At 58.6% G+C, this 21,602-nt stretch carries 20 protein-coding genes; 11 read left to right on the top strand and 9 right to left on the bottom strand.

Translation table 11 applies throughout. The features are described 5' to 3' along the window. Positions 1-30: 30 nt before the first annotated feature. The 4 genes from dnaQ to WDB91_RS04200 are packed head-to-tail and all read right to left on the bottom strand — an operon-like array spanning position 31 to position 2,738. Positions 31-717: a DNA polymerase III subunit epsilon gene (gene dnaQ / locus WDB91_RS04185; protein ID WP_339113903.1), complete on the bottom strand. Its 687-nt coding sequence runs from the start codon at positions 715-717 to the stop codon at positions 31-33. After that, positions 710-1,309, bottom strand: coding sequence for a dephospho-CoA kinase (gene coaE / locus WDB91_RS04190; RefSeq protein ID WP_339113904.1), 600 nt, complete (start codon positions 1,307-1,309; stop codon positions 710-712). Before coaE ends, dnaQ begins: the two co-directional genes overlap by 8 nt. Then, the gene (locus tag WDB91_RS04195; RefSeq protein ID WP_339113905.1) at positions 1,306-2,142 is read right to left on the bottom strand and encodes a shikimate dehydrogenase; all 837 of its coding nucleotides are present in this window, start codon (positions 2,140-2,142) and stop codon (positions 1,306-1,308) included. Before WDB91_RS04195 ends, coaE begins: the two co-directional genes overlap by 4 nt. Next, positions 2,139-2,738, bottom strand: a complete 600-nt coding sequence (locus tag WDB91_RS04200; RefSeq protein WP_339113906.1) for a Maf family protein — start codon at positions 2,736-2,738, stop codon at positions 2,139-2,141. The genes WDB91_RS04195 and WDB91_RS04200 overlap by 4 nt, the downstream gene beginning before the upstream one ends. 407 nt (positions 2,739-3,145) lie before the next feature. On the opposite strand from WDB91_RS04200, the gene WDB91_RS04205 reads away from it, so the two are divergent. The 7 genes from WDB91_RS04205 to WDB91_RS04235 all read left to right on the top strand — a co-directional run bounded on the left by WDB91_RS04205 (position 3,146) and on the right by WDB91_RS04235 (position 10,526). Further along, a complete protein-coding gene (locus tag WDB91_RS04205; RefSeq protein ID WP_339113907.1) occupies positions 3,146-3,622 on the top strand; it encodes a CopD family protein in 477 nt (158 codons plus the stop codon). A 123-nt stretch (positions 3,623-3,745) separates the two neighbouring features. Beyond that, on the top strand, positions 3,746-5,038 hold the full coding sequence (gene rho, locus WDB91_RS04210; protein ID WP_339113908.1) for a transcription termination factor Rho: 1,293 nt from the start codon (positions 3,746-3,748) through the stop codon (positions 5,036-5,038). Positions 5,039-5,059: 21 nt separating this feature from the next. After that, positions 5,060-6,343: a tRNA uridine-5-carboxymethylaminomethyl(34) synthesis GTPase MnmE gene (gene mnmE, locus WDB91_RS04215; protein ID WP_339114443.1), complete on the top strand. Its 1,284-nt coding sequence runs from the start codon at positions 5,060-5,062 to the stop codon at positions 6,341-6,343. Positions 6,344-6,354: 11 nt separating this feature from the next. Further along, on the top strand, positions 6,355-8,217 hold the full coding sequence (mnmG, locus tag WDB91_RS04220; protein WP_339113909.1) for a tRNA uridine-5-carboxymethylaminomethyl(34) synthesis enzyme MnmG: 1,863 nt from the start codon (positions 6,355-6,357) through the stop codon (positions 8,215-8,217). Between the two features lie 5 nt (positions 8,218-8,222). Beyond that, positions 8,223-8,834, top strand: a complete 612-nt coding sequence (gene rsmG, locus WDB91_RS04225; protein ID WP_339113910.1) for a 16S rRNA (guanine(527)-N(7))-methyltransferase RsmG — start codon at positions 8,223-8,225, stop codon at positions 8,832-8,834. A 10-nt stretch (positions 8,835-8,844) separates the two neighbouring features. Further along, positions 8,845-9,648, top strand: coding sequence for an AAA family ATPase (locus WDB91_RS04230; protein ID WP_339114444.1), 804 nt, complete (start codon positions 8,845-8,847; stop codon positions 9,646-9,648). Beyond that, entirely contained in the window at positions 9,645-10,526 is an 882-nt protein-coding gene (locus WDB91_RS04235) for a ParB/RepB/Spo0J family partition protein (RefSeq protein WP_339113911.1), read from the top strand. The genes WDB91_RS04230 and WDB91_RS04235 overlap by 4 nt, the downstream gene beginning before the upstream one ends. Here WDB91_RS04235 and hemW read toward each other — a convergent pair. The 3 genes from hemW to rph are packed head-to-tail and all read right to left on the bottom strand — an operon-like array spanning position 10,523 to position 13,060. Then, on the bottom strand, positions 10,523-11,692 hold the full coding sequence (hemW, locus tag WDB91_RS04240; RefSeq protein ID WP_339113912.1) for a radical SAM family heme chaperone HemW: 1,170 nt from the start codon (positions 11,690-11,692) through the stop codon (positions 10,523-10,525). The genes WDB91_RS04235 and hemW overlap by 4 nt on opposite strands. A 46-nt stretch (positions 11,693-11,738) precedes the next feature. Continuing rightward, positions 11,739-12,350, bottom strand: coding sequence for an RdgB/HAM1 family non-canonical purine NTP pyrophosphatase (gene rdgB / locus WDB91_RS04245; protein WP_339113913.1), 612 nt, complete (start codon positions 12,348-12,350; stop codon positions 11,739-11,741). Beyond that, entirely contained in the window at positions 12,347-13,060 is a 714-nt protein-coding gene (rph, locus tag WDB91_RS04250) for a ribonuclease PH (protein ID WP_339113914.1), read from the bottom strand. Before rph ends, rdgB begins: the two co-directional genes overlap by 4 nt. A gap of 124 nt (positions 13,061-13,184) precedes the next feature. Between rph and hrcA the strand changes: the two genes are divergently transcribed. Both hrcA and grpE read left to right on the top strand, forming a co-directional pair. Continuing rightward, the gene (gene hrcA, locus WDB91_RS04255) at positions 13,185-14,246 is read left to right on the top strand and encodes a heat-inducible transcriptional repressor HrcA (protein ID WP_339113915.1); all 1,062 of its coding nucleotides are present in this window, start codon (positions 13,185-13,187) and stop codon (positions 14,244-14,246) included. Positions 14,247-14,251: 5 nt separating this feature from the next. Continuing rightward, positions 14,252-14,797: a nucleotide exchange factor GrpE gene (gene grpE / locus WDB91_RS04260; RefSeq protein ID WP_339113916.1), complete on the top strand. Its 546-nt coding sequence runs from the start codon at positions 14,252-14,254 to the stop codon at positions 14,795-14,797. A gap of 45 nt (positions 14,798-14,842) precedes the next feature. Here grpE and mutS read toward each other — a convergent pair whose 3' ends face one another. After that, positions 14,843-17,482: a DNA mismatch repair protein MutS gene (gene mutS / locus WDB91_RS04265; protein WP_339113917.1), complete on the bottom strand. Its 2,640-nt coding sequence runs from the start codon at positions 17,480-17,482 to the stop codon at positions 14,843-14,845. A gap of 188 nt (positions 17,483-17,670) precedes the next feature. Between mutS and WDB91_RS04270 the strand changes: the two genes are divergently transcribed. Next, on the top strand, positions 17,671-19,929 hold the full coding sequence (locus WDB91_RS04270; RefSeq protein WP_339113918.1) for an NADP-dependent malic enzyme: 2,259 nt from the start codon (positions 17,671-17,673) through the stop codon (positions 19,927-19,929). A 108-nt stretch (positions 19,930-20,037) separates the two neighbouring features. Beyond that, entirely contained in the window at positions 20,038-20,925 is an 888-nt protein-coding gene (locus WDB91_RS04275) for a ribokinase (RefSeq protein ID WP_339113919.1), read from the top strand. On the opposite strand, the gene phoB is transcribed toward WDB91_RS04275, so the two are convergent. Next, the gene (gene phoB / locus WDB91_RS04280; RefSeq protein ID WP_339113920.1) at positions 20,910-21,602 is read right to left on the bottom strand and encodes a phosphate regulon transcriptional regulator PhoB; all 693 of its coding nucleotides are present in this window, start codon (positions 21,600-21,602) and stop codon (positions 20,910-20,912) included. The two genes, WDB91_RS04275 and phoB, sit on opposite strands and share 16 nt — an antisense overlap.

A 21,602-nucleotide genomic window follows, 5' to 3' on the forward strand; every position in this document is an offset into this window, starting at 1 on the left:
ATAACGATCAGCCAATGTTTTACCAAATAGTCAGCGTTTCCAGATCGCGTTCTCGCCCAGTTTGGCGATGAAGGCGGCGTGGGCCGCAGCCTCTTCATCGGTCAGCCGCGAGGGCAGAACATGAGGGCGCGGCGAGGGTCGCCAGATCTCGGAGGGGCCGCTTGTTTGGCCACCCTGTTCGAGGTTCAGACCGAAGCCTGGCTGGCGGCCACCGATCAGTTCGAGATAGACCTCGGCCAGAATTTCACTATCGAGAAGCGCGCCGTGCAGCGTCCGCGAGGAGTTGTCGATCGAAAACCGGCGGCAGAGCGCATCGAGCGTCGCAGGCGAGCCCGGGAACTTGCGCCGCGCCATGGCAAGCGTGTCGACCGCGCGGTCATCAGCGATCAACGGTTTTTTGACCCAGCCCAGTTCGGCATTGAGAAAACGCATATCGAACTTCGCATTATGGATCACGAGCTTTGAATCCGGTCCAATGAAATCCAGAAAATCCTGAGCAATCTCGATGAATTTGGGCTTGTCGGACAAGAATTCCTCACCCAGCCCATGAACCTGGAATGCCTCGGTCGGCATATCGCGCTCGGGATTGATATATTGATGATAGGTCTTGCCCGTCGGCATATGGTTGAAAAGCTCCACCGCGCCGATCTCGACGATCCGGTGGCCTTCATTCGGCTCGAACCCCGTGGTTTCGGTATCGAGAACGATCTCACGCATGCGGCTTCTCCCTGATCTGGTCTATGAGGCGTCGCACATCTCGGGCCGTGGTTTCAAGGTCCAGCGTCTCGATGACATAATCGGCGCGGGCGCGTTTTTCGGCATCCGGCAGCTGTTTGGCACGGATCATCTCGAATTGCTCGGGTGACATTGTTCCACGTGAAAGAACACGCGCGCGCTGGATCTCGGGCGGGGCCGTGACCACCAGAACGGCGTCACAGACCTGATCCGCGCCGGTCTCGAACAGGAGCGGAATATCAAGAAGCAGGATCGGTGCATTTGCATGGTCCGCGATAAACCCCGTGCGCGAGGCCGCCGTGAGCGGATGGACGATAGCCTCGATACGGGCAAGGGCAGCGGGATCGGCCTTCAGCACTTCCCTGAGAGCACCGCGATCCACCATCCCGTCAACTACTGCTTGCGGATAAAGAGCGGCAATAGGCGCCACTGCGGCGCCGTGCTTGCCATAGAGCTGATGCACGGTGGCATCCGCATCCCAAACAGGCACACCGTTATTCATAAAAAAGGATGACGTCGTCGATTTTCCCATCCCGATGGAGCCGGTTAACCCCAAGATGAAGGGACGGCTCATTTGCCCAGCACTTCCGCGCGCAGGGCATCTGTCACCTCGGGTGTCTGGCCGAACCAGCGCTCGAATCCCGGACGGCCCTGATGCAGCAACATGCCCAGACCATCAACGATCTTGCAGCCCCGCGCCTGCGCCTTCTGCAGGAAGGCCGTCACCAGAGGCACATAGACGATATCGGTGGCCAGAGCAGTACCTGGCAGCAGATCAAGAGAGATATCAAAAGGTGGCTGGCCTGCCATACCCAGAGATGTGGTGTTGATCGCTGTAGCCACTCCGTCGAAAATCGACGCGGAATCAGCCCAATCATAGACCTTCACCTTGGGACCGAAGGCTTCGGCAAGCGCTTCGGCACGCGCCCTTGTGCGGTTACACAGACGGATTTCCGGTGCGCCCGCCTCCAGAAGCGAGACAATGATCGCCCGTGATGCCCCACCCGCGCCGAGAACAGCCGCCGGACCCGCGCCAGGCTCCCACTCAGGGGCGGATTGCTTCAGATTGGCGATGAACCCGAACCCGTCGGTGTTATCGGCATGGATGCGGCCATCCGCGCCCAGAACCAGCGTATTGGCCGACCCGATCAGTCGCGCGCGTTCGGTGACCTCATCGGCGAGCGCAAGCGCGGCCTCCTTATGCGGAATGGTGATGTTGCAGCCCACAAACCCCGCCTTGTGTAGACCGCGCAGCACGGGTTCGAGATCCTCCGGTGCCACATCCATCGGCACATAATGTCCTGCCAGCCCGTATTGGCGCAGCCAGTAGCCATGCAAGGCCGGTGACAGCGAATGCGAGATCGGATGTCCGATCACCCCTGCAAGCGGGATCTTTTTATGGCTCATGTCGTCAGCTCCCCCCGCGCACGCAGCCAGTTCAGAAGCTCCATCAATGGCAGCCCCAGAACATGGAAGTAATCGCCTTCCACCTTGGAAAACAAGCGCACGCCTTCCTCTTCGAGCTTGTAGCAGCCCACCGCATGGCGGATCGAGTCCCAATTTCGAGTGACATAATCCTTGATGAAGGCCTCGGACAGCTCGTGCATCGTCAGCCGCACCACACCGATATGCCGCCACAGGGGCTCGTTGTCGCGCACGATGACAGCGGCGGAGAGAAGTTTATGCGTTTTGCCCGAGAGCGCCGCCAGATGCGCCATCGCCTCTTCGGGCGTCTCCGGCTTGGAAAAGGTCCGGCCATCGAGATCAAGAACCTGATCAGCGCCCAGAACCATAACCCCTGCCAGATTGCGTGAGAGCTTCTTGGCTTTCATCTCGGCGAGAAAATCCGCGATATCGCGCGGCGGTGCGCCTTCGGCCTCCATCGAGGCACGGATCATCTCCTCATCGATACGGGCGGGTTTGGCCACAATTTCCAGCCCCGCATTGCGCAGCAATTGAGCCCGGATTTCGGATTGGGATGCCAAGAGAATGGGGATAGTCATGTGGATAAGCCTCTCGGTAACCGTCTGTATAAAACGGGGGATAACCCCGACCTCGGGTTTTCTCCACAATTTATGGCCGGTTCTGTCAAGTCTCAGGGTGAGTCTTCCACCTGTGAATTGAGTCTTCCCCTTGCTGTGAGCGACTCATTGGGGCAAAGTTTTCCCACCATATTATCCACAGCCCGAATCGGGGTTTGCAAACTTTGCAAAGTCTTGAAAATATAAAGAATTTCTCAATTGGGGCTTGGTTTATTCGCAATGTGGGTAAATAGCTTATCCACTGTGGATAAATCAGGGAATATCCGTGGATCCACAGTATCCACAGGGCCTATAATCAACTTCTATTCTTTCTTAATATTACTTTTATATTTAGAGAGGGGTCGGCGCCTAACACCGGAGACCGGACCATGCTGACAGCCGTGCAGGATTTTCTCGCAATCCATTATCCATGGATCAAAGCGTTCCACGTGATCTCGGTTCTGGCGTGGATGGCCGGTCTGTTCTATCTGCCGCGGCTCTATGTTTATCACGTCGAAGGGCTAAGAAAGCAGGGCGTCACCCGAGGGTCTGATATGGACCAGCTGTTCCAGCATCAGGAACGGCTTCTTCTGAAGGCGATCATGACCCCGGCGATGATCGCATCGTGGTTTTTCGGGCTCTGCTTGGTAATGATCCCCGGAGTGGTCGATTGGACGATGGCATGGTCTTGGGTGAAAGCCGCATCCGTGATCGGGATGACGGGGTTCCATCACTGGCTGTCAGGACGCCGCATAGATTTCGTGAAAGGGCAGAACCGGCATAGCGGCCGGACCTATCGATTGATGAACGAGCTGCCGACGCTCTTCATGGTCCTGATCGTGTTGGCTGTGATCGTGAAATTCTAGGCAATCGTTGACTCGAGGCGCAATTTGATCTAGCGGATGACAAAACCCCGCTCGTCCTGAGCGGGAGTCACTCCTGTTTACATCGAGATTTCTTTCCGGCTGGTCCGGAAACGAGGGGAATTCATGACCGAAGAACGTCCGCATCCCGAAGATGAGCGTTTGAACCTGTTCGATCTGAAGGCGAAAAGCCCGAAGGCGCTTCTGGCCATGGCCGAGGAGTGGGAGATCGAGAACGCTTCGACGATGCGTAAGGGCGAGATGATGTTCGCGCTGCTGAAGGCGCATGCGGAAGATGATATCACCATTGGTGGGGACGGGGTTCTGGAAGTTCTGCAGGACGGTTTCGGCTTCCTGCGCTCGACCGAGGCAAACTATCTGCCGGGTCCGGACGATATCTATGTCTCGCCCGACATGATCCGCCAGCACGCGCTGCGCACGGGTGATACCGTTGAGGGCATTATCCGCTCTCCGGGCGAGAACGAGCGGTATTTCGTGCTGACCAAAGTCGAGCAGATCAATTATGAAGCGCCCGAAAAGGCGCGCCACAAGGTTGCCTTCGACAACTTGACGCCGCTCTATCCCGATGAGCGCCTGAAAATGGAGATCGAAGATCCGACGATCAAGGACCGCTCGGCACGGATCATCGATCTGGTGGCGCCGATCGGGAAGGGGCAGCGTTCGCTTATCGTGGCGCCGCCGCGTACCGGTAAGACCGTCCTGCTGCAGAATATCGCGACCTCGATCGCGAGAAACCATCCCGAATGCTATCTGATCGTTCTTCTGATCGACGAACGTCCGGAAGAGGTGACCGATATGCAGCGTTCCGTGAAGGGTGAGGTTGTGTCCTCCACCTTCGACGAACCGGCAACGCGCCACGTCGCAGTCTCCGAGATGGTGATGGAAAAGGCCAAGCGCCTCGTTGAACACAAGCGTGACGTGGTGATCCTGCTCGATTCGATCACGCGTCTGGGCCGTGCGTTCAACACCGTTGTGCCGAGCTCGGGCAAGGTTTTGACAGGTGGTGTCGATGCCAACGCGCTGCAACGTCCGAAGCGTTTCTTCGGCGCGGCACGAAATATTGAAGAGGGCGGGTCGCTGACCATCATTGCCACCGCGCTGATCGATACCGGTTCGCGCATGGACGAGGTCATCTTCGAGGAATTCAAAGGGACGGGGAACTCCGAGATCGTTCTTGACCGCAAGGTTGCGGATAAACGCGTCTTCCCGGCCATGGATATTCTCAAATCGGGCACCCGGAAAGAGGATCTGCTCGTCGAGCAGAAGGATCTGCAGAAGACCTATCTGTTGCGCCGTATCCTCAATCCGATGGGCACAACCGATGCGATCGAGTTCCTGAATTCGAAGCTCAAACAGACCAAAACCAATTCGGAATTCTTCGACTCTATGAACGGCTAAGCTGTTCCCGAGAGGGATATGATGGATACGATCTTTGCACTGGCCACTGCCCGCGGAAAAGCGGGGGTGGCCGTTATTCGTATTTCCGGGCCGAAAGCCTGGCAGGCTGCCTCGCGTCTTTGCGGGTCGCTACCGGCTGCGCGACAGACGGCCTTGAGGGTTCTGCGTCTTGACGGCGAGGTGCTGGACGAGGCGGTGGTGCTGCCTTTCGCTAAAGGGCATAGCTTTACTGGTGAAGAAGTCGTCGAATTTCATATCCATGGTGCGATCGCGACGGTGAGTGCTGTTCTGCGGGCCTTGGGTGAGGATCCGGATTTACGTATGGCTGAGGCAGGCGAATTTACCCGCCGCGCAATGGAGAATGAAAGGCTGGATCTTTCTCAGGTCGAGGGACTGGCTGATCTCATTGAGGCCGAAACAGAATCCCAGAGAAAACAGGCACTTAAGGTTCTCTCTGGTTCGGTTGGCAAGGTCGTTGAAGGCTGGCGGGAGCGGCTGGTGCGTGCCGCGGCGCTGCTGGAAGTCACGATCGATTTCGCCGATGAAGAGGTTCCCGTTGATGTAACACCGGAGGTCATGGCCGAGATTGATGCCGTTCAGATCAGTCTTGGAGACGAGATCAAGCGCTTTGGCGCGGCGGAGCGCATCCGTGACGGGTTCGAAATCGCTATCGTTGGCCGCCCTAATGCCGGAAAATCTACGCTTCTCAATGCTTTAGCAGGGCGTGAAGCCGCTATTACGTCGGAAATTGCGGGTACGACACGTGATGTGATCGAAGTGCGCATGGACCTCGCAGGATTGGCGGTCACATTGCTGGACACGGCAGGTCTTCGCGAAACCGACGATGTTGTCGAGGCTATCGGGGTAGATCGGGCGATTTCACGCGCCAATGAGGCAGATCTGCGGGTATTCCTTCTTGATGGCCAAGACCTTCCGCTCCTGACGCCTGAGGATGATGATCTGATCGTCTATGGCAAGGCCGATATTTTCGAGGGGCAGGGGCTTCGTGTCTCGGGAAAAACAGGCGCGGGCATTGACGAGCTGGTTGCGAAGATCACCGCCAAATTATTACGGCAGGCACAAGGCGCCGGGGTTATGACGCGGGAACGACATCGTGATGCGCTGATAAACGCAAACCGGGCTTTGGATTCGGCCCGAAATGAGGTAATGAGCGGTCTAGATCGCCCCGAGCTTTCCGCTATCTATCTTCGTGAGGCCGCGCGGTCGTTGGAATCCCTGTTGGGCAGGGTAGATGTCGAGAATCTCTTGGATGAGATATTCTTGAGTTTTTGCATCGGGAAATAGGAGTGTTTCACGTGAAACATTTTGACGTTATTGTCGTTGGCGGTGGTCACGCCGGTACGGAAGCGGCCCATGCATCCGCCCGCATGGGAGCAAAGACTGCTTTGGTAACGCTTCGGCGCGATGCCATCGGGGTTATGTCTTGCAATCCTGCTATTGGTGGGCTCGGCAAAGGACACCTCGTTCGGGAGATCGACGCCATGGACGGTGTCATGGGGGTTGTCGCCGACCGTGCCGGGATTCAATTCAGGCTCTTGAACCGCCGTAAAGGACCTGCGGTACAGGGGCCGCGTGCTCAGGCGGATCGAAAGCTCTATCGCGAGGCTATGCTCGAACTTACCGAACTGCAGGAAAACCTTTCGATCATTGAAGGGGAAGCCGTCGACTTGCTTACCCTTGACGGGCGCGTCAGCGGGGTAACGCTCGCAGACGGATCCGAGGTCCGCTGCCGGTCGGTAATTTTGACAACAGGGACCTTCTTGCGCGGCGTAATCCATATCGGTGATAAAAGCTATCCGGGCGGACGGATGGGGGATCGCCCTTCGGTTCCGCTCGCGGATCGACTGGACTCGCTCGCCTTACCGCTTGGACGTCTTAAGACGGGCACACCGCCAAGGCTTAATGGGAAAACTATTGATTGGTCTATCCTCGAGAGCCAGCCCGGGGACGACGATCCTGTGGTCTTCAGCTTTATGAATACGAAGCCATTCGCGAAACAGATTTCCTGCGGGATTACGCATACTAATGAAGCGACCCATCAAATCATCCGTGATAATCTTTCCCGTTCGGCTATGTATGGCGGTCATATCGAGGGGGTAGGGCCCCGTTACTGCCCGTCGATCGAAGACAAAATTGTCAGGTTTGCCGATAAGACATCTCATCAGATTTTCCTCGAGCCCGAGGGGCTTGATGACGATACCGTCTACCCAAATGGTATTTCCACCTCGCTACCTGAAGATGTTCAGACCGATTATGTTCGGTCTATTCGTGGCTTGGAGCAGGTCGAGATTCTACAGCCGGGCTACGCTATAGAATATGATTACGTCGATCCGCGTAGCCTCGATGCGTATCTTCAGGTTCGTAATCAGCCAGGGCTATATCTCGCTGGTCAGATTAATGGCACCACTGGCTATGAGGAGGCAGCTGCACAGGGTCTGGTTGCCGGACTTAATGCGGCAGCTTCGGCGCTAGAGAAGGAGGCTGTCGAGTTTTCACGCACACAGAGTTATATCGGAGTGATGGTCGATGATCTCATTACTCGCGGAGTAACCGAACCCTATCGGATGTTTACCTCGCGGGCCGAGTTCCGACTTTCCCTTCGCGCCGATAACGCGGATCAACGCCTTACGCCCTTGGCAATGCGGATTGGCTGCGTATCTGATAAGCGTATTACGCAATTCTCTATTAAGCAGGAAGCGCTAGTGCATGGGCGTGGAAAGCTTGACGCATTGTCGCTTACCCCGAAAGAGGCCATTGAAGCGGGCTTTAAAGTAAATCAAGATGGGCAGCGTCGTTCTGCATTCTCGTTCCTGTCATTCCCTGACATAACATTCGAAGATCTCAAAGCGGTCTTCCCAGAATTGTCCGAGATTGAATCCCCGATTGCGGATCAGCTTTCAAAAGATGCGCTATATGCCAATTATCTGGTTCGACAGGATCGCGATATTGCAGCGATGCAGAGAGATGAAGCTTGGAAGATTCCTTCCGATTTCGAATATGGTTCGCTTTCGGGGCTTTCTAACGAGCTTCGTTTAAAGCTCAGTAAAGCGCAGCCAAGCACGTTAGGGCAGGCGGGGCGTGTCGACGGGGTAACGCCCGCAGCCCTTGCTCTCATTCTTGCGAAGCTTCGGCAATCGCGTAAAATCAAAACGGCTTGACGTCTATGTCTATACACCAATTCCCTGCCGATGTTTCACGTGAAACAATTGAGCGCTTCGATCTCTACGAAGCGCTCGTCTCAAAGTGGAATCCTGTAATCAATCTGGTTGCAAAATCTACGGTCTCGGATTTTAAGCATCGGCATCTCCAAGACTCCATTCAGGTATATCAAAACGATGTGAGCTGGACGCGGTGGGTTGATATGGGGTCCGGTGGCGGATTGCCTGGTATTGTCGTTGGCATTATCGCAGCTCAAAATAAACCAGATGCCGAGATCCACTTGATCGAGAGTGATCAGAGAAAATGTGCATTTCTTCTGACATGCGTGCGCGAATTGGGGTTGAATATAAAGGTTCATAGTCAACGTATCCTCGAAATTCCCTCCTTGGCCGCAGATATTGTCTCTGCTCGCGCGCTTGCGTCGCTTGATATGCTTCTCGAGTTCGGGTGTCATCACGGAAATAAGACGGCTACTTTTCTGTTTCCGAAGGGCGCAAACTGGAAAAGTGAAGTGGCAGAAGCTCAAAAGACATGGACCTTCGAGTATGAAGCACTTAAAAGCGTCACAGATCCGGATGCAACAATACTGAAAATCGCAGGAGCACAGCGTGTCTGAGCAGTCCTTTATGAAGGCACCACGCATTATTGCCGTTACCAACCAGAAGGGTGGGGTTGGTAAAACAACCACAGCGATTAATTTAGCTTGCGCTTTGATTGAACAAGGGTGCCGGGTCTTGGTGGTTGACCTCGATCCTCAGGGCAATGCATCGACAGGTCTTGGTGTCGAGCTAGAAGATCGGGACTTCAGCACCTACGACCTACTCACAGCGGATGCAGAACCCGCCGATATAATCCGGAAAACGGAGTGGGATGGACTATGGTTGAGCCCCGCGACCACAGATCTTTCCTCCGCAGACATGGAACTCCATGATGTGGATCAGCGGAGCTTCCTCCTTCAGAAAGCGCTACGCTCGGAGCATATAAACGACTTCGAGTTTGACTATATTCTTATTGATTGCCCGCCATCTCTTAGTCTTCTGACCGTTAATGCGATGGTTGCGGCGGATTCCGTTTTGGTTCCGCTACAAGCGGAGTTCTTTGCTCTTGAAGGCCTCTCGCAGCTCATGCTTTCGGTGCGAGAAGTGCGGCAAGGCGCCAATCCTTCACTTCGTATTGAGGGGGTTGTGCTGACGATGTATGACGTTCGCAATAATCTCTCCCAGCTTGTAGAGGCGGACGCCCGCGCAACGCTTGGAGAAATCGTGTTCAAGACAATGATTCCGCGGAATGTGCGGATCTCCGAAGCGCCATCCTATGCCCAATCCGTACTGCATTACGATAGTAGCTCGCGAGGGGCGAAGGCCTATCGCGCACTTGCCAAAGAATTATTGGAACGCCATGAAAGCGTTAAGCCGCAGGGGGCCGTATGAGCAAGAAGCCTGAACGCCGTGGACTTGGGCGCGGATTAAGCGCCTTGATGGCTGATGTAAATCTAGAACCCAATCAGGATAATACGGTGCCGCGTCGTCCCGAAAGCTTCATTCCGATCGAGAAAATCGAGCCTAATCCCGAGCAGCCGCGCCGTCATTTTGACGAGCAGGCTCTTCAGGAACTCGCGGATTCCATCCGTGAGAAAGGGGTCATTCAGCCTCTGATCGTGCGGGCACATCCCAAAACGGCCGATATGTACGAGATTGTTGCGGGGGAGCGCCGCTGGCGCGCGTCGCAACTCGCGCAGCTACATGAAGTTCCGGTTATCATTCGCGAGTTTAACGATACCGAAGTTCTGGAAGTCGCGATTATCGAGAATATCCAGCGCGCCGATCTTAACCCGCTGGAAGAAGCTCTCAGCTATCGGCAGTTGATGGACCGGTTCGGACATACTCAGGAAAAGGTCGCAGAAGCGCTCTCGAAGAGCCGTAGTCATATCGCAAACCTTCTTCGCCTGCTCAACTTGCCGAATGAAGTTCAGGATTATCTCCGCGATGGACGTCTGACGGCAGGTCATGCGCGTGCGATGATTACCGCAGATGACCCGGTGGCATTGGCCAAAGAGGCCGTCGCAAAAGGTCTTTCGGTGCGGGAAGTCGAGCGCAAAGCAAAAGCACCTGTGGGGGAGAAAAAGCCTAAGGCCCGTATCGCCCCCGAGAAGGATGCAGATACACGGGCGCTGGAAGCAGATCTCTCGGCCACTATTGGCATGAAAGTCGAGATCAACCATAAAGGTGAGGAAGGTGGAACAGTTGTTCTGACCTATAAAGACCTCGAACAGCTTGATGCGATCTGTCAGGCGCTAACCAAGATCTAATCGGGCAACAGCTCTCTGATCACGGCGTTCAATACCGCGCGTCCCTCACGGGTCGCGCGTATTTTGTTGTCATCTGCCTCTATCATACCAATGCTGGTAAGATGAGCGAGACGTTCTTCGTTGAAATCAGCGCGGCTCAGAGCAATGTAGCGTTGCCGGTCGAGCCCTTCGGCAAGACGCATACCGAATAGAAGGAACTCCGTTACCTCCTCGTCGCGACGCAATGCTTCGCGAAACGCCTCGCCGGAACCCGTTTTCTTCACCTGGCTCAGCCACGCACCGGGTTGTTTCAGGGTGTCCGTGGCATGACGGATACCGTTGCGGGTCAGGCGGCCATGCGCCCCTGGACCAATGCCGAGATAATCGCCATAGCGCCAATAGATGAGGTTATGGCGACTTTCAGAGCCTGATTTGGCATGGTTAGACACTTCATATGCCGGAAACCCTGCAGCTTCTGCCAGATCTTGTGTAAGCAGATACATATCGGCCGCACTGTCATCGTCGGGTATGCCTTTCAGCAAGCCGCGCTCTGCCCGTGCGCCGAACACGGTCCCGTCTTCAACGGTAAGTTGATAAAGAGACAGGTGATCAATCGCCATCGAGAGGGCTTCATTCAGCTCCTGTCGCCAATGATCGAGCGTCTGGTCCTGTCGCGCGTAGATAAGGTCGAAGCTCACACGGTCAAAGACGGAGCGCGCGATATCAAAGGCTTTGCGTCCTTCCGCGGCCGAATGCATTCGGCCCAGCTTGCGTAGATCGGCATCATTGAAGGCCTGCATCCCCATTGACACACGGTTCACACCGGCCTCGGAATAGGCACGAAAGCGTCCAGCCTCGATACTGGTCGGGTTCGCCTCAAGGGTGATCTCCAAGTCATTGGACAGCCGCCAGCTGGAGCGCACTTTTGTCAGGATGGCATCGACTATGTCAGGGTCCATTAGCGAGGGTGTGCCACCGCCAAAAAACACTGTGTTGAGCACACGGCCTTCGGTTTCACGCGAAACACGGTCGATTTCTGAAAGATAGGCCTCTGCCCAGACGTGTTGGTCAATCTTTGCGCTGACATGCGAGTTGAAATCGCAATAGGGGCATTTGGCGGCGCAGAACGGCCAATGGATATAGAGCCCGAAGCCTCCGGCGCGCCAGTCTTCATCGTGATGGGTCATCGGAGCTCCGGAGGCTGGTGCCACGGGAGGCCGTGGCACGATGGGGTCAGGCAGGCTCGAACGCTGCGGTCAGTTTCCTGAACGCATCCGCGCGATGCGACAATTGGTTCTTACGCTCATGGGTCATCTCGGCGAAGGTCTTGTTCGACCCTTTGGGCTGGAACATCGGATCGTATCCGTGACCTTCCTCGCCGCGCATCGGCCAGACGAGGAAACCTTGGCATTCGCCCTCGAAAACCTCCTCATGCCCGTCCGGCCATGCCAGAACCAGCGTCGAGCAGAAGCGAGCGGTGCGCGGACGGTCGGCGCCGACCTTCTCGCATTCGTTCCACGTCTTCTCCATAGCCATCTTGAAATCGCGGCCATTGGGGGTTTCGGCCCAATCGGCGGTGTAGACACCCGGAGCCCCGCCAAGACAATCCACCTCGATGCCGCTATCATCGGACAGGGCGGGCAGGCCGGTGGCCTTAGCGGCGGCATGCGCCTTGATGCGGGCGTTGCCCACGAAGGTGGTCTCGGTCTCCGCGGGAACCGCCAGATCCAGCTCCTTGGCCCCCACACATTCGATGCCATAAGGCTTCAGCAGCTCGGAAATCTCTTCCAGTTTGCCTGCATTATGGGTCGCAACCAGCAGCTTCTTCTCGGTGAACTTTCTCACTTAACAGCCTCCTTCTGTGCGTTTACCAGCTCTGCGATCCCGTTTTCGGCAAGATCCATCAGCTGGTTCATCTGTTCGCGCGTATAGGTAGAGCCTTCTGCCGACATTTGTATCTCGATGAGCTTACCTTTGCCGGTCATGATGAAATTGCCGTCGACGCCGGCTTCGCTATCCTCGGCATAATCGAGGTCGCAGACATTCTGGCCGGCATAGATCCCGCAGGACACAGCCGCCACATTGTCGATCAGCGGATCGGAGGTGATGATCCCTTTGGCCATCAGCTTGTTCACCGCCAGACGCAGCGCGACCCAGCCACCGGTGATTGCGGCACAGCGGGTGCCACCATCGGCCTGAATGACATCGCAATCCACGACGATCTGACGTTCGCCCAAAGCGCTGCGGTCCAGGCCCGCCCGCAGGGCACGACCGATCAGACGCTGGATCTCGACGGTGCGGCCGCCTTGTTTGCCCGTGGCTGCCTCGCGACGGGTGCGTGAATGAGTGGCGCGGGGCAGCATACCGTATTCGGCGGTGACCCAGCCGAGGCCCGTGTTTTTCAGGAAGGAGGGCGCGCGGTCTTCAATCGTGGCTGTGCACAGCACATGCGTGTCGCCCACTTTGATCAGGCAGGAGCCTTCGGCATGTTTGGTGACGCCCGTCTCGATCGAGATCTTGCGCATTTCATTGAGGTTCCGTCCTGAGGGCCGCATATCCGCTCCTATTCGCAAACTGTATCGCCCCATTTGCGCGTGTGACGCAGCCGATGCAAGAGCTCAGGACCGATTGACGATCCCTCTCGCAACCCGTTTACTGTGAAACAGGAGTTTCGAGACCATGATTGAGCCAAAACAGAGCCTGACAGAGCTGAATGATCGCTCGCGCGAGGTCTTTCGCCGCGTGGTCGAGGGCTATCTGGAGACCGGTGATCCGGTGGGCTCGCGCAGCCTGACCCGCATGATGAGCGAGAAGCTCTCAGCGGCCACCATCCGTAATGTGATGAACGATCTCGAATATCTGGGGCTGCTCGACAGCCCGCATGTCTCGGCAGGGCGCGTGCCCACGCAGATGGGGCTCAGGATGTTCGTGGACGGCTTTATGGAGGTGGGGCAGCTGGGGGCCGATGACCGCGCAGCCCTTGATGCCACGGTGGGCGGGAATGATCCCGATCTGGGCACGCTGATGGACCGTGTGGGCTCGGCCCTCTCTGGCATGACCCATGGCGCGAGCCTTGTGCTCTCGCCCAAGCAGGAAGCGCCGATCAAGCATATCGAATTCGTGGGGCTCGCGCCCGACCGTGCTCTGGTGGTGCTGGTGCTGGCCGATGGTCAGGTGGAGAACCGTGTGTTCACGCCGCCCCCCGGACAGACGCCGTCCTCGCTGCGGGAGGCCGCGAATTTCATCAATTCGCTGGCCGAGGGCCGCACGTTGACTGAGCTGCGCAGTGTTATGGCCGAGGAGATCAGGCATCGTCGCGCCGAACTGGATACGCTGGCCGCCGATCTGGTGGAGCAGGGGCTGGCCGAGTGGGAAGACAAGGGCACTTCCTACGAGCGGCTGATCGTGCGCGGGCAATCGAATCTGCTCGAGCAGATCTCCGATCTCGACCGCATCCGCACGCTTTTCGATGATCTCGAACGCAAGCGCGACATCGCCGAATTCCTCGATCTGGCGCAGGATGGCGACGGTGTGCGCATTTTTATTGGTTCCGAGAACAAGCTTTTTTCACTTTCGGGTTCCTCTCTGGTCGTAAGTCCCTATATGAACGCTGATCGTAAGATAATCGGTGCGATCGGCGTCATCGGGCCAACACGGCTCAATTACGGGCGGATCGTGCCGATCGTGGACTATACAGCGCAACTGGTCGGACGGATGCTGTCGGGCCGGGGCAAAGGATGAAACGCATGAGCGACAAGAAAGACGAAATGAGCGAAGATCAGGTTCATCTCGACGAGACGTTCGAAGACATCATGGACGAGGGCGCAGACGAGCTGGAAGCCCTGCGTGCCGAACGCGACGAAATGCGCGACCGCTGGATGCGCGCGCTGGCCGATGCCGAGAATTCGCGCAAGCGCGCCGATAAAGAGCGCCGCGACGCCGAGAATTACGGTGGCTCGCGTCTGGCCCGCGACATGCTGCCGGTCTATGACAATATGCAGCGCGCGCTGAACGCCATTTCGGAAGAGCTGCGCGAGAAGGCCGAAGCCCTGATCGAGGGCGTCGAGCTGACGCAGCGCGAACTGGTGAACGTGTTCGAGAAGCACGGCATCAGCCAGATCGCGCCGCAGGTGGGCGACAAGTTCGATCCGACCCATCACGAGGCGATGTTCGAAGCCCCTGTGCCGAACACGGTTGCGGGCGACATCATCCAAGTGATGGATGTGGGCTTCATGATCCATGACCGTCTGCTGCGTCCGGCCAAGGTGGGCGTGAGCTCGACGCCGAAGTGATGTTTCACGGGAAGCATTGAAAAGGGGGCCGCTTGGCCCCCTTTGTCATTTCAGCATCTCGCGCAGGTCATAAAGCGCTTGAAGTGCCTCACGCGGGGACAGGTCATCGGGGTTGATCGCGCCCAGACGTTCCTCCAGCGGGCTCGGGCCCAGCGGCGCCACGGGCTGGGGCGGCGGCGCAGAGGCAAAGAGCGGCAGATCATCGATCAGCATCTGTTTCTTGGCGCCGCTGTCACGGTCGCCTTTCTCCAGCATATCCAGCACGGACTTCGCCCGCGCCACCACGCTATCGGGCAGCCCCGCCAGACGCGCGACCTGCACCCCGTAGGAGCGGTCGGCCGCGCCCTTTTTTACCTCATGCAGGAAGATCACATCGCCCGCATGTTCCTTCACGCTGACGGTGGCATTCTCCACCCCGTCGAGCTTGGCCGAAAGCGCGGTCATCTCGTGGTAATGGGTGGCAAAGAGTGCACGGCAGCGGTTGGTGGCATGTAGATGCTCCATCACCGCCCATGCAATCGACAGCCCGTCATAGGTAGCGGTCCCGCGCCCGATCTCGTCGAGGATAACCAGTGCGCGGTCATCGGCCTGATTGAGGATTGCGGCGGTTTCGACCATTTCGACCATGAAGGTCGACCGGCCTCGGGCCAGATCATCTGCCGCGCCCACGCGCGAGAACAGCTGGCTCACCAGCCCGATATGGGCGCGGGTGGCCGGCACGAAGCTCCCCGCTTGCGCCAGGAGCGCGATGATCGCATTCTGCCGCAGGAAGGTCGATTTACCCGCCATATTGGGGCCTGTCAGCAGCCAGATCGCTGGCGTGCTCTCCTTGGTCAGCCCGCAATCATTGGCGATGAACGGCGTGCCCGAGCGTTTGAGCGCATGTTCCACGACCGGATGCCGCCCTGCCGTGATTTCAAACGCGCGGGAGTTGTCGATCTCGGGGCGCACCCAGTCGCCCGCCCGCGCCAGATCGGCGAAGGCACAGGCCAGATCGATTTCGGCCAGCGCCCGCGACGCCTCGCCAATCGGGCCTGCCTTATCCATGATGCCCGCCTTCAGCCTGTCATAGAGCCGTTTTTCGATCTCGAGCGCCCGCGCACCGGCATTATGGATGCGCGTTTCCAACTCCGAGAGATCGACGGTGGTGAAGCGCACCTGATTGGCCGTGGTCTGGCGATGGATGAATTTCTCGGACAAAGGCGCCGAGAGCATCTTCTCGGCATGGGTCGAGGTGCATTCGATGAAATAGCCCAGCACATTGTTATGCTTGATTTTCAGGCTCGAAATACCGGTTTCCTCAATAAATCCGGCCTGCATCCCCGCAATCACGCCACGCCCCTCGTCGCGCAGGCGGCGGGTCTCGTCCAGCTCCTCGTCGTAGCCCTGCGCGATAAATCCGCCATCACGGGCAAGAAGCGGCGGTTCGGCAATCAGGGCCGCATCCAGCAGGGCTACCAATTCGTCATGGCCTTGCAGCGCCTGTGCGGCGTCCTGTAACAGGCGCGGTGCCTCGGACCCCGTGATCACATCATGCAGTCCGCCTGCCTGACCCAGCGCATTGCGGATCGCGGCCATGTCACGCGGACCGCCACGATCCAGCGCCAGCCGCGACAGGGCGCGGTCCATATCGGGGCAGCGCTTCAGATCGGCGCGCAGATCCTCGGTAAAACGGCTCTGTTCCACGAGAAACGCCACCGTATCATGACGCGCATGGATCTGGGCCAGATCGCGCGAGGGCGCGGAGACCCGACGTTCCAGCAGACGTGCACCGCCCGCCGTCACGGTCCGGTCGATCACATTCAGCAGCGACCCCTCACGCCCGCCCGAAAGCGCCTGCGTCAGTTCCAGATTGCGGCGTGTGGAGGCGTCGATCTGCACGATCGTGCCCGCTTCCTCGCGCAGGGGGCGGCGCAAGAGGGGCAGTTTGCCGCGCTGGGTCAGGTCGAGATAATCGACAATCGCGCCCATTGCCGAAAGCTCGGCGCGGCTGAAGCTGCCGAAGGCTTCCAGCGAGCCCACCTGATAGAGATCTCGCAGTTTCTGCTCGCCCGAGGCACTGTCGAAGACGGCCCGTGCCAAAGGGGTCACCGCCGCTTTCACATCCTCGATCACCTCGCGGAATGCGTCCTCGTTGGTATCCGAGACCAGCACCTCACGCGGTGTCAGGCGGGCCAGTTCCGGTCCCAGACGCGCGGGGGCGCAGGGCATCACGCGGAACTCGCCGGTCGAGATATCGACCCAGGCCAGCGCGCCCTCGTCGCGCAGGGCGGAATAGGCCGCAAGGAAGTTATGCCGCCGCGCCTCCAGCAGGCTCTCCTCGGTCAGCGTGCCCGGTGTCACCAGCCGCACGACATCGCGTTTGACCACGGCCTTATAGCCGCGCTTCTTGGCCTCGGCGGGATCTTCGAGCTGTTCGGCAATTGCCACGCGGAAGCCCTTGCGGATCAGCGTCAGCAGGTAGCCCTCGGCGGCATGGACCGGCACGCCGCACATCGGGATATCCTCGCCCTCATGGCTGCCGCGCTTGGTCAGCGCGATATCGAGCGCCGCTGCCGCCTCGACCGCATCCTGAAAGAACATCTCGTAGAAATCGCCCATGCGGTAGAACAAAAGCGCACCCGGATTGGCGTCCTTGATACCCAGATATTGTTCCATCATCGGTGTGACGGTCGGCTTTGCCATGGATGCCCCCTGTTTGCTCAAGCGGACCCTACAAAAACAGCCCGCCGCCCGCAATCTGTTGGGCGGGTTGTTGAACGGGGTGTCGGGTGGTCCCGAGGGGAGCGGCGAACTACCGCGCCCGTGTCTATTGAGGCAGCCGCGACAAGCCGTTAAGAAGTCTGAGACCAAAAAGAAGGATATCGGCCCACATGTCCGGAAAGAACAAGATTACCCGCGAAGAAGCGTTGAATTACCATCTCGAGCCCATTCCGGGAAAATACGAGATTACGCCCACAACGCCCATGACCACCCAGCGCGATCTGTCGCTGGCCTATAGCCCGGGTGTGGCTGTTCCGGTCGAGGCGATCGCCGAGAACCCCGAAACCGCTTATGACTACACCGTCAAAGGCAATATGGTTGCCGTGATCTCGAACGGCTCGGCCATTCTGGGGCTGGGCAATCTTGGTGCGCTGGCCTCCAAGCCCGTGATGGAAGGCAAGGCGGTTCTGTTCAAGAAATTCGCCGACGTGAATGCTGTCGATATCGAGCTCGATACGATGGATGCCGACGAGATCATCAAGGCCGTCAAGCTGATGGAGCCGACCTTCGGCGGCATCAACCTCGAAGATATCAAGGCGCCCGAATGCTTTATCATCGAGCAGGCGCTGAAGGAACAGATGGATATTCCGGTGTTCCATGATGATCAGCACGGCACGGCGGTGATCTGTGCGGCAGGTCTTCTGAACGCACTCGAGATCTCGGGCAAGAAGATCGAGGATTGCAAGATCGTGCTCAATGGTGCCGGCGCCGCCGGTATCGCCTGTCTCGAGCTGATCAAGGCGATGGGCGCACGCAACGAGAACTGCATCATGTGCGACACCAAGGGTGTGATCTATCAGGGCCGCACCGAGGGGATGAACCAGTGGAAATCGGCCCATGCGGTCGAGACCACGGCGCGGTCGCTCGATGATGCGATGAATGGCGCGGATGTGTTCCTTGGCGTGTCGGCCAAGGGCGCGGTCACGCAGGAGATGGTAAAGTCGATGGCCGATAATCCGGTCATCTTCGCCATGGCCAACCCCGATCCCGAAATCACCCCCGAAGAGGCCCATGAGGTCCGCGAGGATGCGATCGTGGCAACGGGCCGGTCGGATTATCCGAACCAGGTCAATAACGTGCTTGGTTTCCCCTATCTGTTCCGTGGCGCGCTCGATATCCATGCCCGCGCGATCAATGACGAGATGAAGATTGCCTGTGCCGAGGCGCTGGCGAAACTCGCCCGTGAGGATGTGCCGGATGAGGTGGCGATGGCCTATGGCCGCAAGCTGTCTTTCGGGCGCGATTATATCATCCCGACACCTTTCGATCCGCGCCTGATCCATGTGATCCCGCCGGCGGTGGCCAAGGCCGGTATGGATACGGGCGTGGCGCGGCGCCCGATCATCGATATGGATGCCTATGTCCACAGCCTCAAGGCGCGCATGGACCCGACCGCGACGATCCTGCAGTCGATCCATGCCCGTGCCCGCAAGGCGCAGGCCCGCATGATCTTTGCCGAGGGCGATGACCTGCGCGTGCTGCGCGCGGCGGTGCAATACCAGCGTTCGGGCACCGGCACCTCTATCGTGGTGGGCCGCGAGAACGACGTGCGCGAGAAGCTCGAAAGTGCCGGCCTTGGCGATGCGTTCCGCGAGCTGACCGTGGTCAACGCGGCCAATACCAAGCATCTCGAGACCTATCGCGATTTCCTCTACAAGCGCCTGCAGCGCAAGGGTGTGGACCGCGAGGATGCCTATAAGATGGCCGCCCGCGACCGCCATGTCTTTGCCGCCCTCATGCTGGTGCATGGCCATGGTGATGCACTGGTGACGGGTGTCACCCGCAAATCGGCCCATGTGCTGGAGCGGATCAACAAGGTCGTCGATGCCACTGCCGAAAGCGGGGCCGTCGGCATTACCGCCGTGCTGAACAAGGGCAAGATCGTGCTCTTGGGCGATACGCTGGTGCATGAATGGCCCGACGAGAACGATCTCGCCGATATCGCCACCGCAGGGGCCGAGGTGGCACGTTCGCTGGGTCTCGACCCGCGCGTGGCCTTCTGCTCCTTCTCGACCTTCGGCTATCCGGTGTCGGAGCGCGCGCAGAAGATGCATGTCGCGCCGAAGGTGCTCGATAAGCGTGGCGTCGATTTCGAATATGATGGCGAGATGGCCGTTGATGTGGCGCTCAATGCGTCGGTCATGAAGAAATACGACTTCTGCCGTCTGTCGGGTCCGGCCAATATTCTGGTGATGCCCGCGCGTCACTCGGCCTCGATCTCGATCAAGCTCTTGCAGGAAATGGGCGGCGCGACTGTGATCGGCCCGATCCTGACCGGTGTCGAGCATCCGATCCAGGTCTGCTCGACCACCGCGACCGTGTCCGATATCGTCAATATGGCAGCGCTGGCGGCCTGTAACGCGAAGTAATCGCGACACATCACGGAAAGGTCTGGCGTAGGGAAACTTGCGCCAGACCTTGTTATATCCGCCTGTCCAAGGCTAGCCTGCGCACAACTGGCGCCATTCGAGGTCTTCATGAAAATTTTCAATCTCGGCTCGATCAATGCGGATTACTTCTACCGGCTGCCCCATCTGCCGCAGGCGGGCGAAACGCTGGCCTCGATAGGCTATGACCGTGGGCTTGGCGGAAAAGGGGCCAACCAGTCCGTTGCCTGCGCCCGCGCGGGGGCCGAGATCCGGCATCTGGGGGCGATCGGGTCCGAAGGGCGCTGGATGGTCGAGCGGATGGAGGATGCGGGCGTCGATTGCACGCAGGTAGTCATCGTGCGCGAGGCCTCGGGCCATGCGATCATCTATGTCGATCAGGCAGCCGAGAATACGATCGTCATCCATCCCGGTGCCAATCGGGCGATCCCCGATACGGTGCTCGACGATGCGCTCGATCAGGCGGAAGACGGCGACCTGCTGATCTTGCAGAACGAAACCTGCCTGCAGGTCGAGGCCGCGCAACTGGCCGCCGAGCGCGGGGTGTTCGTGATCTATTCGGCGGCTCCCTTCGACGAGGCGGCGGTGCGCGCCGTGCTCCCCTATGTCTCGCTTCTGATCGTCAATGAGGGCGAGGCTAAGGCCCTATGCGAAAGCTTCGGTGTGGCACTGCCCGAACTGCCCGTGAAACAGATCGTGGTGACCAAAGGCGCGCAGGGTGCGACCTGGCACAATCTGGACACCGGCGGGCTGATTGTGATGCCGGCCTTTCCTGTGAAACCGGTCGATACAACAGGGGCGGGCGATACATTTGCGGGCTATCTGGCGGCCGGTCTGGCCGAAGGCGCCTCGCGCGAGCGGGCGATGCGTCTGGCCGCCGCGGCGGCTGCCGTGAAAGTGACGCGGGCCGGAACAGCCGATGCCATTCCCGCCCGTCAGGAAGTCGAGGATTTTCTGGAAAATCAGCCCAAGCTGTAACCGGTGCCGCGCACCGTGCGCACCGGATCATCACCGCCATGCGCCATCAGCGCCTTGCGCAACCGGCCCACATGCACGTCGATGGTGCGGGTGTCGACGTAGATGTCCCGCCCCCAGACACGGTCCAGAAGCTGGTCACGGGTCCAGACCCGGCCAGGCTTTTCCATCAGTGTCGACAGTAGACGGAACTCGGTCGGGCCGAGTTTGAGCGCCTGCCCATCGCGGAAAACGCGGTGCTCGGCGCTGTCGAGGACGATATCCTCGTAGTTCAGCCGCTCGCCCATGGTGGCAGGGCGGGTGCGGCGCAGCTGGGTGCGCAGCCGCGCCATCAGTTCGACCACCGAATAGGGTTTGACGACATAATCATCCGCGCCCGTCTCGAGCCCGCGCACGCGATCCGTCTCTTCGGAGCGCGCCGAGAGCATGATGATCGGGATATGGCGGGTGTCGCCCGAGGCTTTCACGCGGCGGCAGATCTCGATCCCTGACACATTGGGCAGCATCCAGTCCAGCACCATCAGGTCGGGTTTCTCTTCCTTGACCATCAACAGCGCTTCCTCGCCATTGACCGCCATCACAACGCGAAAGCCTTCGGCTTCGAGGTTATACTGGAGAACTTCACGCTGGGCCGATTCATCCTCGACCACCAGGACACAGGGCTGTTGTGCCGGGGACAT

Origin of the sequence: Thioclava sp. GXIMD2076, from assembly GCF_037949795.1 — a bacterium.
GTDB lineage: Bacteria > Pseudomonadota > Alphaproteobacteria > Rhodobacterales > Rhodobacteraceae > Thioclava > Thioclava kandeliae.

Excerpts from the sequence above, each read along its gene's own strand:
- dnaQ (WP_339113903.1), bottom strand. The coding sequence starts at position 717 with ATGCGTGAGATCGTTCTCGATACCGAAACCACGGGGTTCGAGCCGAAT.
- coaE (WP_339113904.1), bottom strand. The coding sequence starts at position 1,309 with ATGAGCCGTCCCTTCATCTTGGGGTTAACCGGCTCCATCGGGATGGGA.
- WDB91_RS04195 (WP_339113905.1), bottom strand. The coding sequence starts at position 2,142 with ATGAGCCATAAAAAGATCCCGCTTGCAGGGGTGATCGGACATCCGATC.
- WDB91_RS04200 (WP_339113906.1), bottom strand. The coding sequence starts at position 2,738 with ATGACTATCCCCATTCTCTTGGCATCCCAATCCGAAATCCGGGCTCAA.
- WDB91_RS04205 (WP_339113907.1), top strand. The coding sequence starts at position 3,146 with ATGCTGACAGCCGTGCAGGATTTTCTCGCAATCCATTATCCATGGATC.
- rho (WP_339113908.1), top strand. The coding sequence starts at position 3,746 with ATGACCGAAGAACGTCCGCATCCCGAAGATGAGCGTTTGAACCTGTTC.
- mnmE (WP_339114443.1), top strand. The coding sequence starts at position 5,060 with ATGGATACGATCTTTGCACTGGCCACTGCCCGCGGAAAAGCGGGGGTG.
- rsmG (WP_339113910.1), top strand. The coding sequence starts at position 8,223 with ATGTCTATACACCAATTCCCTGCCGATGTTTCACGTGAAACAATTGAG.
- WDB91_RS04230 (WP_339114444.1), top strand. The coding sequence starts at position 8,845 with ATGAAGGCACCACGCATTATTGCCGTTACCAACCAGAAGGGTGGGGTT.
- WDB91_RS04235 (WP_339113911.1), top strand. The coding sequence starts at position 9,645 with ATGAGCAAGAAGCCTGAACGCCGTGGACTTGGGCGCGGATTAAGCGCC.
- hemW (WP_339113912.1), bottom strand. The coding sequence starts at position 11,692 with ATGACCCATCACGATGAAGACTGGCGCGCCGGAGGCTTCGGGCTCTAT.
- rph (WP_339113914.1), bottom strand. The coding sequence starts at position 13,060 with ATGCGGCCCTCAGGACGGAACCTCAATGAAATGCGCAAGATCTCGATC.
- hrcA (WP_339113915.1), top strand. The coding sequence starts at position 13,185 with ATGATTGAGCCAAAACAGAGCCTGACAGAGCTGAATGATCGCTCGCGC.
- grpE (WP_339113916.1), top strand. The coding sequence starts at position 14,252 with ATGAGCGACAAGAAAGACGAAATGAGCGAAGATCAGGTTCATCTCGAC.
- mutS (WP_339113917.1), bottom strand. The coding sequence starts at position 17,482 with ATGGCAAAGCCGACCGTCACACCGATGATGGAACAATATCTGGGTATC.
- WDB91_RS04270 (WP_339113918.1), top strand. The coding sequence starts at position 17,671 with ATGTCCGGAAAGAACAAGATTACCCGCGAAGAAGCGTTGAATTACCAT.
- WDB91_RS04275 (WP_339113919.1), top strand. The coding sequence starts at position 20,038 with ATGAAAATTTTCAATCTCGGCTCGATCAATGCGGATTACTTCTACCGG.
- phoB (WP_339113920.1), bottom strand. The coding sequence starts at position 21,602 with ATGTCCCCGGCACAACAGCCCTGTGTCCTGGTGGTCGAGGATGAATCG.